Here is a 14,891-nt window from a genome sequence, read left to right as displayed (position 1 = left end):
ATAAAACTTGTCCTTTGAAGTTAGTACTTACATAGTGGTCAAAACAAGAGAACAGAATCTTTCAGATTTAGCACATAGAATAGAACAATTACAAGCCAAAAGAGAAGAAATCAACCAAGAAATCTCTACTCTTCTTAAGAGTGATGTAGCTGCTAATAGTTGTTGGATTGTTCGTTACCGCGCCAAAGGTAAGGGTGGCGCTTATTGGTATTACAAGTGGCAATCAGGAGAACCTATCTTTGTTACCAAAAATGGTAGCAAAAGTTGTCATCAATATATTGGTAAAGCAGGTAGTCCTGCTTTTTTAAAGGCAGTTGAGATGATGAAAAATCGGACAAAAATCGAAGCGTTAAACCAGGTGCTTCATACATTAGAACTAGGACTCAATGACCTAGTTGAAGAAGCGGCAAGATTTCAAAAATAATTCATACTCTCATAAGAGTTAACATCTATATGAGTCAGAGCTTAGTTAGCGTATGATGTACGCTAACTAAGCTCTTCCCCACACCTTTTTTCGTTCACCCCTTTGAAGCAACGAGTAAGTTCATGCATCAAATAGCTGCTAGGAAACTCATATTTAATTTGGAAAATAACTGAACATACCTGGATTCTTCTCCCCTATCCTCTGTTCCCTATTCCTTTTCTTTTTGTGTAAATTATTTCTGCAATTCAACCAGATAGCTATATAAAAATTTAATATTTGATTCTCACCTACCCAGTAATAATTTATATTCTGGGACTGCTTGGTAATACTAAGACACACAAACTTAAGTATATATTTTTGTAGCAAACAATACCTGTTAAATTTGCTTGACAGAAATACTGGGAGAATTGTAAAGTTAAAATCTAACAAAGGTATTATTTTTATAAAGTCACTTAAATAACTACAAAATAATGCTCAATATATGGCATAATTAGTTACTTACAAGGTTGAAGTCAAAACAATATCAATTTCATCAAAATTTGCTTTGCTTCACAGCAATTATGGTAAACACTGATTTAACCATACATCAGCCTGATATTAACACTTTAATAGTGAAAAGATTTCATGGTATTATTGCCATTCTTTGTTATCAGCATAGGTTTTTATTTAGGAAATTTTCTTTACGTAAAAACCACTAGGTGCATTACTGAGGCAGAGAAAATTCATGTAGCTATTGTACTGAAATCAACAAGGGTTGCCAGATTATGAGTTAAAAATTTTTTACAACATATTCATGATTTAGCAACTCGTACCAATTGTTTGAGCTTTTACCTGTTCCCTATTAATTACTATGTGTTTACCAAAATCAAGCTACTTGCTTGGAAGTCAGTAACACAAATGAAAGTTAGCTCTAGGAATATCTATCAGCAAGTATCCCGAAAATGGCAATTATGAGATATTGACACTCAAAATTAAAATCCGGGAATCGCAGATAGAGCGCCTAAAGTAGTTACGAAGAGATGGGTAATAAATATTAGCAAAATATATTTTATTATCCCAATGGTGCCAGGTAATTTTCACCTATCTACTACTCAATATCAGGGGTGATATCGTATCTACTTTTATAGCTATCTTTTCCATAAAATAGATGAAATTTATTAGTTTCCAGTCACGAGTTTAAAACCTGGCTTGAAGTTCAGTATTAAATATTAAGTATTAATCTGACTGGATATTGATACTTCCGTATTTAGGGTATTTTCAGTGACTGACAGGTGAAGATTTTTTATGAATAATAGGCTTCATGGCAACACTACTTTGACATCAGAGTATCAGCCATCATCTTTAAACCCACCCGTAAACCTTGAGCAGCAGAGTAATTACTCCCTAGGATTAGGAGCGCCAATTCCTCAACACCAACAGGCACAGCAAGGATTAATTAAGTCTTTATTCCAGCGATTTTATAATCTTTCTATTGGACGCAAACAACTGATTGCTTTAATAGCGTCAGAATTAGTATCGATTGTGGGTATTAGCTTAGTTGGTCGATACTTAATTACGAGTAATTTGCAGACTCTCTCACTTGAGCAAGCCAAGTCAGAGTTAGCTGTTACAGATATTAATTACAATATCAAAATTAATCAGATGGGCTTTGGTTTCCGGGGTCAATCTGATAATCCGGCAATTATTCAAGCTGCGGTTTTGCATAGCTCAGGGCAAGTATTAACGCCAACATTAAAGCAAGAAGTTAAGCAAATTCTCACCAACGAACTTAAAGCCAGAAAAATTGAATACGCCACCTTAGTTGGTAAAGATTTTAAAATTATTGTTAATGGCAATACTAATCGGGAAGGCGAGATTTTTAACCCCGATAATTTGGTGAGTGAGGTATTAAATAATCCGCAACAAATCAAAGCTACAAGAATAGTCACTTGGTCAGAAATCAGCAAAGAATCACCTGTCTTACCAGAAGGTTTTAGTAACCAAAATGCCCTGATTCGTTATACAGTCACACCTGTCAAAAACTCCAAAACTCAAGAAGTAGTTGGGGCTTTAATTTCTGGAGACATTGTGAATGGGAAAGAACCCATTGTCAAAGGAACATTAAAAGCCACTGGTGGTGGCTATAGTGCGGTTTACCTCAGCCAACCAACAGGCGAATTTTCTTTAGCAACAGCTTTGGATCAAGGCTCATCTAAAGATATTAATCAAGCACAAACAAATGTGCCATTACCCGCAACCGGGAAAAATTTATTGGCAGCAGCAATATCAGCCAATGGGAATCCAGTTACCGGCAGGATAAAAGTAGGTAACCAAACTTACACAATGGCAGCGAAAGCAGTGCCGAATAAAATCATTGAAACCAATGATGGTTTAGCTACTGTAGTAGATGAAAACTCGGTAGCAGTGTTAGTGCGAGGAACTCCAGAAACTGCCCTCAATCAATTACTAGAAAATAGCTTTTGGGTAGAAGTTCTAACCATAGTTTTAGCATTATTAATCATATCATTTTGGGCACTGGTATTTCGGCGCGGCATTGTTAAACCAATTCAGCATCTAGAGCAAACAGCTCAAAAATTTGCCACAGGCGATCGCACTGCTCGGGCGGAGATTTTTGCCAGTGATGAAGTCGGGCAATTGGCTAATACCTTTAATCAAATGGCAGATAAGCTCACAGAACAAGCAATTCGCCAAGAAAATGAAGCCAAACTATCACAAATAGTCAATGAAATTACCGCTCGCTTCCGGGGTACGCTCAACGCTAAAAAAATCCTCAATGTAGCAGTCAGCAGCACTAGAGAAGCCATCAAAGCTGATCGCGTTATTGTCTATCGCTTCAACGAAAATTGGGAAGGCACAATTATTGCCGAATCCGTGGGAGCTGATTGGCCATCCTCTTTAGGAGAACAAATTACTGATCCTTGTTTTGCCAGGGATTATGTTCAAAAATATCAAAGAGGCCGGGTACAAGTACTAGAAAATATCTATGCAGCTAGCTTGAGTGACTGTCACCTTGTCCAACTAGAAAGATTTGCAGTTAAAGCCAATTTAGTAGCTCCAATTTTGATTGACAACAAACTCTATGGTTTGTTGATTGCTCACCAATGTTCTGGTTTCCGTGAGTGGGATGATATAGAAATTAATTTGTTAAAGCAGGTGGCGATTCCTATCGGCTATGCACTAGAGCAATCATCTCTCTTAGAACAAATCGACACATCACGTTCCCGCGCCGAATTAACTGCACTAGAACAACGCCAACACAACGAGGCTTTACAACAGCAAATCCTCACACTCCTCAGCGATATCGAAGGCGCATTCCAAGGTGACTTGACAGTGCGATCGGAAGTCACATACGGAGAATTGGGAACAGTTGCAGACTTTTTCAACTCCATTGTAGAAAGTTTGCGTGTGATTGTGACAAAAGTGAAAGCCTCGGCTATCCAGGTAAATACAGCCCTAGGTGACAACGAAGTAGCCATCCGTCAACTGGCAGATAAAGCCCTCAAACAAACAGATGATATCAGCCTCGGCTTAAATAGTATTCACCAAATGAAAGTTTCTATTGAAGCTGTAGCCGAAAATGCCAGACAAGCTGCGCTTGTGGCTCACAGAGCATCTTCTACGGCTCAACACAATGGCGAGGCGATGGATTTAGCTGTACAAAACACCTTAAAATTGCGTTCTACAATTGGTGATACAGCGAAAAAAGTTAAGCGTTTGGGCGAATCTTCACAACAAATTTCCCATGTAGTCGCCTTGATTAATCAAATCGCTATGCAAACCAACTTTTTAGCCATCAATGCTGGTTTGGAAGCCACCAGATCCGGTACAGAAGGAGAAGGTTTTGCAATTATTGCTGAAGAAGTTGCTTCCCTAGCAGCCCGTTGCGCTGATGCTACCCAAGAAATTGAGCAGATAGTCAAGAAAATTCAACGGGAAACCACTGAAGTAGTGAAAGCGATGGAACAGGGAACTCAGCAGGTAGTAGAAGGTACTCACATTGTGGAAAATGCCAAAACCTCCCTGAATGAAATTCTCAATGTATCTGCACAAATTGATGAGTTAGTCCAGTCAATTTCTGCAGCCACAGCATCTCAGGTTGAAACATCGCAAGCAGTCAGCAAATTGATGCAAGACATTTCCAAAGTATCCGTACTGACTAGCAATGACTCGCGTAAAGTGTGCCAATCTCTACAACAGACTGTGGAAATTTCCCAAGAATTACAAGCCACTGTAGAGATGTTTAAAGTGAATTAATCTACTTCACCCTGATTTTGGCTTGTCAACAGGTCATCCCTAGTTAAGAGATGACCTTTTACTATTTTGGTATAAAAAATATTCCATGCCTATTCAGGAAAAAGAGGAGAAAAATTCTTTTCAAGACGCACCCACCGCAAAAAAACTATCCTCATCAAATCCTCTGAATCTATATAGGAATTACCTCCTGCCCCCTACCTCCCAATACGGTTCGGATCAGTATTTTGCATCTCCCTCGTGATTTGGGAAAAGGGTAAGGGTGAATTCAATCCTTTTTCCCGTTTCCCTTTCCCCCTTAACCGAACTGTCTTGTCCTGCCTCCTGCACCAATTAAAATTTTTATGAAGCAGTACTACCCAATGCAAACATTTCCCTACATCACGCAAGCAACACTGAGATAGCAGTACTATCCTCATGAAATTACCGTGCACAGACAGTAGCGGATTATAAAGAATTGGTATTAGCTAATCATTGATATATAGTCATAATTGCTACTCGAATGGTAAAATGTCCCTACAATATCAAGTAATCAAATAAAAAGTTATTCTATTTCCCTATTTTCATGACTTAGCTTAAATATCCGCTCTTTTTTATGAAGCCCCTTGGTAAAGTTCTACAACAGGCTGACCTCATCTCATCGGCACAGATAGAGATCGCTCTTCAAGAGCAGACGCAGTATGCTGGCGTGAGGATCGGTGATATTCTCGTCTCACATGGATGGCTCAAACAAGAAACAGCTGATTTTTTCTCTGAGCAATGGCCTGCTGTATTGCAACAGCAAGCAAAACAGCCGTTGGGAGTGTACTTAAAAGACGCTGGGTTGTTAAATGAGCAGCAAATCGTCACTATCCTTGCAGAACAACCACATAAAGGATTGCGCTTTGGCGAATTAGCTATATTTAAGGGTTGGCTGAAACCAAATACAATCAAATTTTTTCTGGAGCATCTGGTTTTGGAAGCACAACAACAGGGAGAAGAATCCACAAATAGCTCTCCAGAGCAAATAGAGCGATCGCATTTGCCAGGAGGGGAGGCACAAAATAACCTGAACACCTCGAATTACGTTTCTCAATCAGGTTTAGATCCGCATTCGGCAGAATCGGAATTCACAAGATTAAGACTGTTTAATCGCAGCACAATTAAATTATTCAAATTAGAAGAAAAAGCTGCTTCTCCAGAAGCAGTGCTGACAGAAGTGCTTTATTGGACTAATGGCCAGCCCATTCTTACCCAAAAGCTGTGTCGATTAATTGCCGAGTCCGACGATTTTATTGCAACAGGAAAAGAAGCGGCAAAAGTACAACAGCTAGTAGAAACCCGCTTGATTAACAACTGGGAAACGCAAGTAGCAGCTGAACATTTACAGACAATTCGCAACAGCATTCTCAAAAATCAGCAATGCAAACCTTCATTGCTGTTGCAACTGTACCAACAAATCTGGCAGCAGGGTGAAGTTGAGGCGAATAACACTCCAGAACAAACTGAGCTTTTGCAGTTGCGATTAGTAGTTAAGCAAAATCACAAACTCAGAGTTGCTAATCGCATTTACCAGTTGGTTTTTGATGATAACTGGATTCAGCAAGAATTAGCTAAATTAAAACTGTTTAGCCGCAGCACGATCAAATTATTTAAATTAGCAGAAAGAGCTAGCTGTCCTGATATTGTTTTAGGAGAAGTCTTATCTTGGACAGAGGGTCAGCCATTACTCACACAAAAAGTTTGTCAATTGCTGTCTGATTCCCAGGAATTTATTGCCCAAGGTGCAGAAGCCGAACAAGTGCAACAGCTAGTACAAAGCCGCTTAATTAATAATTGGGAAACAAAAATAGCTGCGGAACATTTACAGAAAATTCGTGACAGCATCATCAAAAATCAGCAATGCAGCCCCTTAGCACTGCTGGAATTTTACTTACAAATTTGGCAGCAGGGCGAGGTAGCCACCATAGACAGTCCAGAACAAACAGAACTGTTAAATTTGGGATTGATCGCGAAACAACATAGCAAGCTGAAAGTTGCTAACCGCATTTACAAATCCGTGTTTGATGCCTATTGGATTAAAAAAGAATCAGCTAAGTTAAGACTGTTTAGCCTCAATACCATTAAATTATTTAATTTAGATGCTAAAGCCAGTTCGCCAACAGATTTGCTTTCAGAAGTCCTGTACTGGACAGATGCTCAACAAATTCTGACTGAAAAACTGTGCCGATTACTGTCAGAAACCGAAACTTTTATTCCGGCTGGTGCAGAAGCTACCAAGGTGCAGCAGTTAGTCCAAACCCACTTGATTAATAATTGGGAAAATCAGATAGCATCTGAGCATTTACAAACAATTCGTGACAGCATTATTGCTAATCAGGAATTCGATCCCTTATCTTTATTGGAGCTATACCAACAAATTTGGCAACAGGGAGAAATCCTGGCTAATAGCAGTCCAGAAGAAGCCGAACTCCTGAATTTGGGGTTAATAGTGCAACAGCAAGATAAGTTAAGAGTGGCGAATCGAATTTATCAATTAGTATTTGACCGCCAGTGGATAGAAAGGGAATTAGAGAACATTCTCCATCCCGCAATGGCAAAAACAGCTCTATCCAATTCCACATCCAACTCTACCGCCTCAGTTACGGCTTTTAGTGCTGCTAAAACTACCATTGCTTCTGAGAATCGGGGAGAGAAAAAATTATGGGCTTTACTAGGAATAGCTGCCTTGATGGTATGTGGTTCCGGCTTGATGTTGTTTGGGTTAAATGTGTTTAAGTGGCTAGAAGTAGAAACGATTTTTAAACGCGGTAATGATTTATTGCATCAAGGAGAATATCAAGAAGCGATCGCCAAATACAACAAGCTGTTAAAAATCGATAGTAACTACTATCAATCTTGGACTAATCGGGGCTATGCCTTAGCAGGGATGAAAGATTACAAGCAAATGCTAGAATCCTGCACCACAGCTACGATTATTCAACCAAGCGCTGTTTATGCTTGGAATTGCCGTGGCGAAGCCCTATATAATCTCAAGCAATACGAACAAGCGATCGCAGCTTTTGATAAAGCTATTGCCCTTAACCCCAGAGATCCGGTTTTCTGGGTAAATAAAACTGACTCACTCCTCGCACTCAAGCAGCCAGACGCAGCAATTACCGCCATTAGCCAAGCAATTGAGATGTTGAAAAAGCTGCAAGAAGCCGAAGGACAAGAATCCCATGCTAAAGAGTTATCAGTAGCCTTTAGTTATCAAGGCAAGGCTTTTTCTCAAAAACAAGACCACCAAGCAGCGTTGAATGCTTACGACCAAGCATTAAAGTATAATTCCCAATACTTTACAGCTTTGCGGGGTAAAGGCATCGCGCTACAAGGATTAAAACGGGACGATCAAGCGATCGGGCAATTTTATTTAATGCTAGAGCGTCCGCAACTGAGCAATTCCCAAAAAGCCGAAACTTGGTATTACTTAGGCTTGAGCCTTTGTGAATTTAACCAACCAACAAAAGCGATCGCGGCTTTTGATCAAGCTTTAAAGCTGCAACCAAATTACGAAGCCGCAGAGCAAGGCAAGAGAAATTGCCGATAGCTTGGTGGTTTGACAAGCTGAAGGCAGGAGGCAGGAGGCAGAAGAGAACAAGGGTTTACACCTACAGCACTTACAATTGGAAGGAGTTTGAATCTTCTCCCAAGGGGCTTCCAGAAATTAAATTATCCAGTGTTCAGAGCGAAAGCCATAATATAGTCTTCTTCCTCCTCTGCATCCTCTGTTCCCCCTGCTCAAGGCAGCAATTGATTATTTTTTATTTGGAAGTTCCCTGTAGTGATAGTTGTGCGAACCTGTAAAAACAAAGACTAGTATTATTTTTGACTGCAAATTATCCAAGCCACAGGGAAATTATTTAAATGGCCACCAAGAAGGTTTGGTATCCGTATATATACGGCTAATAGTCCGCACATCAGGAGCTTGTACTTGCTTGAAATCATTACCTAAAATGGCGTACAGAGCTTGAGAGGGGTTATCTGTAGGTTGGAAAGTAAATAAAAGCTGGGCACTATAGTGATCGCAACCAACACCTCTACGGGCTACGGCACACACGGTAGATTGACCATTGAGCTTGTCAGTTGTCAAATATTGAGAAGTGCCTTTGTCATAAACAGCCTGTAAATTTGTAGCTGCGTTCTGACAGGTTTTTAGAGCATCTTCGTCAGAGAAATATTGGGGCAGAAATTTAAAAAGAGTGTGTTCTTTAGTAGTGTTTTCTTGAAGTAAAGTAACAACTACCGTAGGAGTACTACCATCATTCCGACAGCTAACTTCTACTGTGCTGGTGGCTGTACTGGGTACAGAGAAGGCCGCTACTGCTCCTAAAGCCCAAAGCGGAACTGTTCCCATTGTCAACCAAGAGTGGTTTTTGCTCATTTTTACTGACTTCCTTTCTTGACCGAAAATTACAGTTGCATATAGACTCAATATTATTATTTTTTTAGTTGAATTTACTGAAATTCAACCTAAAAAAAGCTTTAAGTAAATTTTAAGTAAAGTTTACGTGGGGTTTATTCTCCTCTGTAGAAAATGAAACAAGTTCCTCGCCAAATTTTGATTACCTGTAGTGTTTACCTGTGCTGCGTATTTGCTGCTGACTATGCCTCTGCACAAATTTCTGCAGATAGCAGCGTTGGTACTCAGGTGAATATTTCTGGTTCTGCTAGTAACATCTATGAAATTACTGGTGGTTCGCAAGTAGGTAGCAACCTTTTCCATAGCTTTCGGGAATTTTCTGTACCCACTGGCGGCGAGGCTTTTTTCAATAACAACACAAATTTAAATAACATTACTAACATCATCAACCGCGTCACAGGTGGTTCAATTTCTAATATTGATGGTTTAATCAGAGAAAATTATGGTGCAAATTTTATCCTGATTAACCCCAGTGGGATTAATTTTGGTGCCAATGCCCAACTGAATATTGGGGGTTCATTTTTGGCAAGTACGGCGGAGAGTGTCAAATTTGCTGATGGTGCAGAATTTGGTGCTAAAAATATTGCCACTCCCCCGTTACTAACAATTAGCGTGCCAGTGGGTTTGCAATTTGGGCAAAATCCGGCAGCTATTAGACTGCAAGGACAGGGACATAATATCTCACTGCAAAGTCCCATTTTCTCGCCCTTCACTAGGGGCGCTACTAATGGCTTAAAAGTGAAACCTGGTAATACATTAGCTTTGGTAGGCGGAGGAATTATTTCCGAGGGTGGTACACTGACAGCTGAAGGCGGACGCATTGATTTAGGTAGCGTCGCAGGTGGTCTAGTCAGCCTCAATCCTAATGCTCAAGGCTGGAATTTAGGTTATCAAGGTGTGAGCAATTTTGGGGATATTTCTTTATCTCAAAAAGCATTAGCTGATACTAGCGGCCCTGGTAGCGGCTCAATTCAGTTGCAGGGACGCAACATTGGTATTCGCGACGGTTCGGTAGTATTAATTCAAACCCAAGGAACGCAATCAGCTGGTAGCATCAATGTGAAAGCTACTGATTCCTTAACATTAGTGGGTACTACCACCAATGGGCAAATCTCTAGCAACTTATTTACCGAAACTCTGGGCGCTGGTAAAAGCGGAGATATTAATGTTTTCACTCCGCGCCTAGTCATTCAAGATGGTGCTGCTATTTCTGCGGTTACCTACACGGCAGCTCCCGGTGGCAATATTAATATCAATGCCGATCAATCTGTGCAGGTAATTGGCTTTTCACCTTTTAACCTTAGTCGGTTTACTAATATTACTGCGGCAACTTTTGGTGCTGGTGATGCTGGCAGACTCACAATCTCAACCACACAATTGAGTGCCTTATCTGGAGGGACGATTACATCAGTAACAGTTGGTGGTACTGGTTCTGGTGGGAATGTCAATATAAATGCTGATAAATTAGTGGAGTTAATTGGTGTTGCACCAGGTGTTTTTACACCCAGCGCCATTTCTGCTGGCACTGCTGGCCCAGGCAAGGCAGGTAGTGTGGCAATTAATACCGAGCGTGTAGTCATCAAAGATGGCGGCAGAATTGATGCTTCGACCTTAGCAAGTGGCCCAGCTGGCAGCATTACCATTAATGCGAAAGAGTCAGTAGATTTGAGTGGTAAAGTCTCCGGCTCTGTCAATCCTAGTTTGATTATCTCCTCTGCAAATATTGTCGATCCCACTTTGCAACAGTTATTAAGGGTGCCGCCTGTACCCAGTGGGGCATCGGGAGACGTAACAATTAACACAGGAAGATTCACAGTTACAGATGGGGCACAAGCGACTGTGAGGAATGATGGTTCAGGGGATGCAGGGACGCTGCGAGTCAATGCTGACTCAATTTCGCTGAATAATCAAGGTGGCATTACCGCAGTAACTACTGGGGGTAAAGGTGGCACCATTGATTTAAAAGTCAAAGATACCTTAGAGATGTCTGGTAGCAGCCAGATATCTAGTGACAATTTAGGTGCAGGAGCAGCCGGTAACTTAACGATTGATACAGGTAAATTAAAAATGAGCGATCGCTCGTTTTTCTCTGCACTTACCTATGGTGAAGGTAAAGGTGGAGACCTCAATATCCGCGCTGCTGACTCTATCGACATAGTAGGTACTGGATTTGCTGAGTTCCAAGGTACTTTTCAGGTGGGAGCTTTATTAGGAACGCTGAAACCCACCGATAGAGGCACTGGCATATTTATTGGCTCTGTGGGTGCAGGTACTTCTGGTAACCTCAATCTAGAGACTCGCTCCCTCAAGATGCAGAATGGCGGGATTATCTTTAGTCCCACATTCACCTCAGGAATAGGAGGAACCGTCAATATCCGCGCCAGCGATGTTGTAGATGTGAATGGTTCTGCTATTCAAACCGGAAATGTCCGTGGCAGTACTGGTACAGCTAGTGACATTATCATTGATACCAAGCAGTTAAGATTGCAAGATGGCGGTACAATTGTTAGTCCCACCTTAGGCAATGGTGCAGGTGGGGATGTATTGATCAAAGCCAGTGATTCTGTGCAAATAGAGAGAACGCCACCCGGTGCGGCATTGTTAACAGGGATCTACACTAACACTACCTTTGGTACAGGACAGGGCGGCGATTTGCGAATTGATACAGGCAAACTATTTGTAGAAGATGGAGTAATTGGTAGTAATACAGGCAGTTCCCTGCCATTTGGTGTGATTCCCTTTGGTGGTACTGGGGGGAATGTCATAGTTAATGCCACTGAGTCTGTAGAAATTGCTGGTATTTTACCTGATGCGAGATTTCCTAGCGGTTTGGGTACTACAGGGTTTAGCGCATCTCGCTCCGGCGACTTAACGATTTCTACTAAGAAACTGATTCTGCGTGATGGGGCAGATGCATCAACTGCTACCTTGGGTGCAGGGAAAGGGGGAACATTAACTGTCAACGCCTCAGAGTCAATTGAACTTAGCGGCACCAAAGTTGGCGATTTAGTGCTGGGTGGTATCTCAGCGGCGGCGGGACGTGCTAACTTACCCGAACTACCAGCGACAGGTGCGTCTGGTGATGTCAGCATATCTACCGGAAAACTGATTGTGAGAGATGGTGCCAAAATTGACGTACAAAGTTTAGGCCCTGGCAATGCAGGTAATATGCAAGTTGTCGCTAACTCCATCTTTTTAGATAATCAAGGCACCATCTCTGCAACCACTACATCTGGTGAAGGTGGCAACATCAACCTGCAAACGAGAACTTTGCTGATGCGCCATAACAGCCAGATATCTGCTACCGCAGGTGGCAGTGGTAATGGGGGTAACATTACCATTACTGGTTTTAGTCCGGCTAACTTCGTGGCGCTACTAGAAGGTAGTAAAATTACCGCCGATGCTTTTCAGGGTAGGGGGGGAAACATTAGCATCAACACCAGAGGGTTATTTGCCTGTCCAGAATGCCAGATTAGTGCCAGTTCTGCACTGGGGGTAGCTGGTGAAATCACAATTATTACACCAGAAGCAGAAAGTAACTTTGAAATTGTGGATATTCCCCAAGAAGTAGCGCAACCAGAACAGGTGGTAGCACAAGCTTGTCGAGCCACAGCCAGACAAGCGCGGAGTGAATTTACGATTACTGGACGTGGGGGATTACCACCCCGTCCCAGTGAAGCCCTCAGTAGTGGAGCTTTAGTCAGTTTTGAACCTGCTGTTCCTAGCGCTGCTACAGAAGTTAATCGTACTGCACAACTGCCAGAGCCAGCACGCGGTTGGTATGTCAATAGCCAAGGAGTATTAGTTCTCGCCAGTCAAGCACCATCTGCTAGTCCCTATAGTTCTGGATTACCTTCATCTAACTGCCATGCAAATTAAACAGAATTGGGGAGAAATAGGGGGAAAAGGAGAAGGGAAAAAGGGGAAAGGGATTGAATTACCAATGTTGTTTCCATTGATCTCAGGTGGTACGTCATCTGTTAACCGTTGTCAAAAACTGCCATTGAGTGCGAGTGTGAGGAAACCGAAATTTTCTTTATCTCCGTATCTTTCCTTAATGGTGCTGGTGACTCTACTACATCAGACAACCTCTGTGCTGGGACAAACAACTAATCCTGTAACGCCACAGCCTGTAACGCCAAAGCCGCCAGAACTACCACCACCTCAGCCTCTACCGCCAACACCAAAACCTGCACCGATTCAAATACCACCCACAGCGCCACCATCACCCGATGAAGTGCGTGATATTCCGGGGAATATCACAGTGAAGCAGTTTGAGTTTGTGGGGAATACAGCATTTAGCCAAGCAGAATTAAGTCAGGCGATCGCAGATTTTACCAATAAACCCATCGCCTTTGCCCAACTTCTGCAAGCGGCGAATCAAATCACTCAACTGTATGTCCAAAAGGGTTACATTACCTCTGGTGCTTACATACCGAGTCAAGAATTCCGTTCTGGAATCATCAAAATTCAGGTGGTGGAAGGCAGTTTAGAAGATATTCAAGTCAACGTTACGAAAGGACGGTTGAACCCAAATTATATTCGCAGTCGAATTGCTTTAGGCGCAAAAAAACCTCTGAATATCAATCAGTTACAGGAAGCTTTGCAAATATTGCAACTCAATCCTTTAATTGAGAGTTTGGATGCGGAATTAACTGCTGGTACTAGGCCTGGTGTGAATTCTTTGGCGGTAAATGTCAAAGGTGCCAGAACATTTAATGCCCAAGTCAACCTCAATAATAATCGCAACCCCAGCGTCGGTAGTTTTGAGCGTGGTATCACCTTATCAGAAGCTAACCTGCTGGGAATAGGAGATAAGTTGAGTGTCTCCTACAGTAATACCGATGGTAGCAATCAATATGAAGGTGGCTACACTATACCTATAAATGCTCGCAATGGCACCATTGGCTTTAACTACCGCATCACAGACAACCGCATCGTGGAACCGCCATTCAATGATTTGGATATTGAGGTGAATTCGCGGGAATTTGAACTAACTTATCGTCAACCCGTCATCCAAAGGGCGACACCAGAATTCAGTCAAGAACTGACACTTAGTTTCTCAGCCGCCAGAAGGGAAAGTTTTTCTTCGATTCAAGGTGTAAAGTTTCCCCTATTTCCTGGTGCTAACGATCAAGGAGAAACGCGAATCAGCGAATTGAGTTTTGCTCAAGAATGGCTACAACGCAGCCGGAAAGAAGTATTAGCCGCGCGTTCCGAGTTTAACGTTGGGATTGGGGCTTTTGATGCCACGATTAATAATAACGAACCAGATAGTAGATATTTTCTCTGGCGGGGACAGCTGATATATTTACGCCTCCTTGGTACACCCTCAACCCAAGGTGCGATCGCACCCACATTATTGTTACGTTCTAATGTGCAATTAGCCAGTGACTCTCTACTTTCCATTGAACAATTTAGTTTAGGTGGACAAGGAACAGTGCGCGGTTATCGCCAAGATACATTACTCAGCGATAACGGCATTTTCGCATCCGCCGAATTGCGTTTACCCGTCGCCCGTTTCCCACAAGTGCAAGGAACTTTACAAGTAGCCCCATTTATCGATGTCGGTACTGTATGGAATACAGGCAGAGAAAACTCCAGCCCCAACACACTCGCAGGCTTAGGATTAGGCTTACTCTGGCAAATGGGCGATAAATTTACAGCCCGCCTCGATTGGGGGATTCCTTTAGTGAGTATTGATACCGACAAGCGCACATGGCAAGACAATGGGTTGTATTTTCAATTGGAGTATAAAGCGTTTTAAAGGGGGAA

6 protein-coding genes are annotated in these 14,891 nt (G+C 42.0%); 5 read left to right on the top strand and 1 reads right to left on the bottom strand.

Annotated elements, in window-relative coordinates:
- Nucleotides 1-34: 34 nt before the first annotated feature.
- The 3 genes from HGR01_RS00945 to HGR01_RS00935 all read left to right on the top strand — a co-directional run bounded on the left by HGR01_RS00945 (nucleotide 35) and on the right by HGR01_RS00935 (nucleotide 8,243).
- Nucleotides 35-424 (top strand): hypothetical protein, encoded by a 390-nt coding sequence (locus HGR01_RS00945; RefSeq protein WP_045868481.1) that lies wholly within the window; start codon nucleotides 35-37, stop codon nucleotides 422-424.
- A gap of 1,284 nt (nucleotides 425-1,708) precedes the next feature.
- Nucleotides 1,709-4,678: a methyl-accepting chemotaxis protein gene (locus HGR01_RS00940; protein WP_081583958.1), complete on the top strand. Its 2,970-nt coding sequence runs from the start codon at nucleotides 1,709-1,711 to the stop codon at nucleotides 4,676-4,678.
- Between the two features lie 592 nt (nucleotides 4,679-5,270).
- Nucleotides 5,271-8,243 carry a tetratricopeptide repeat protein gene (locus HGR01_RS00935; RefSeq protein WP_081583957.1) on the top strand — a complete coding sequence of 991 codons (2,973 nt, stop codon included), beginning with the start codon at nucleotides 5,271-5,273 and terminating at the stop codon, nucleotides 8,241-8,243.
- Between the two features lie 309 nt (nucleotides 8,244-8,552).
- Here HGR01_RS00935 and HGR01_RS00930 read toward each other — a convergent pair whose 3' ends face one another.
- Nucleotides 8,553-9,077, bottom strand: a complete 525-nt coding sequence (locus tag HGR01_RS00930; protein WP_045869408.1) for a COP23 domain-containing protein — start codon at nucleotides 9,075-9,077, stop codon at nucleotides 8,553-8,555.
- Between the two features lie 153 nt (nucleotides 9,078-9,230).
- On the opposite strand from HGR01_RS00930, the gene HGR01_RS00925 reads away from it, so the two are divergent.
- Both HGR01_RS00925 and HGR01_RS00920 read left to right on the top strand, forming a co-directional pair.
- Nucleotides 9,231-12,995: a filamentous hemagglutinin N-terminal domain-containing protein gene (locus HGR01_RS00925; RefSeq protein ID WP_045869407.1), complete on the top strand. Its 3,765-nt coding sequence runs from the start codon at nucleotides 9,231-9,233 to the stop codon at nucleotides 12,993-12,995.
- On the top strand, nucleotides 12,985-14,883 hold the full coding sequence (locus HGR01_RS00920) for a ShlB/FhaC/HecB family hemolysin secretion/activation protein (RefSeq protein ID WP_264265006.1): 1,899 nt from the start codon (nucleotides 12,985-12,987) through the stop codon (nucleotides 14,881-14,883). Before HGR01_RS00925 ends, HGR01_RS00920 begins: the two co-directional genes overlap by 11 nt.
- Nucleotides 14,884-14,891: the final 8 nt, after the last annotated feature.

It is taken from the genome of Tolypothrix sp. PCC 7712 (genome assembly GCF_025860405.1).
GTDB classification, from domain to species: domain Bacteria; phylum Cyanobacteriota; class Cyanobacteriia; order Cyanobacteriales; family Nostocaceae; genus Aulosira; species Aulosira diplosiphon.
This window is presented reverse-complemented; position numbering and strand designations above follow the sequence as displayed.

Bases quoted from the DNA above. Each gene is read 5' to 3' on its own strand.
- HGR01_RS00925 (WP_045869407.1), top strand. From the start codon at position 9,231: ATGAAACAAGTTCCTCGCCAAATTTTGATTACCTGTAGTGTTTACCTG.
- HGR01_RS00920 (WP_264265006.1), top strand. From the start codon at position 12,985: ATGCAAATTAAACAGAATTGGGGAGAAATAGGGGGAAAAGGAGAAGGG.
- HGR01_RS00940 (WP_081583958.1), top strand. From the start codon at position 1,709: ATGAATAATAGGCTTCATGGCAACACTACTTTGACATCAGAGTATCAG.
- HGR01_RS00930 (WP_045869408.1), bottom strand. From the start codon at position 9,077: ATGAGCAAAAACCACTCTTGGTTGACAATGGGAACAGTTCCGCTTTGG.
- HGR01_RS00935 (WP_081583957.1), top strand. From the start codon at position 5,271: ATGAAGCCCCTTGGTAAAGTTCTACAACAGGCTGACCTCATCTCATCG.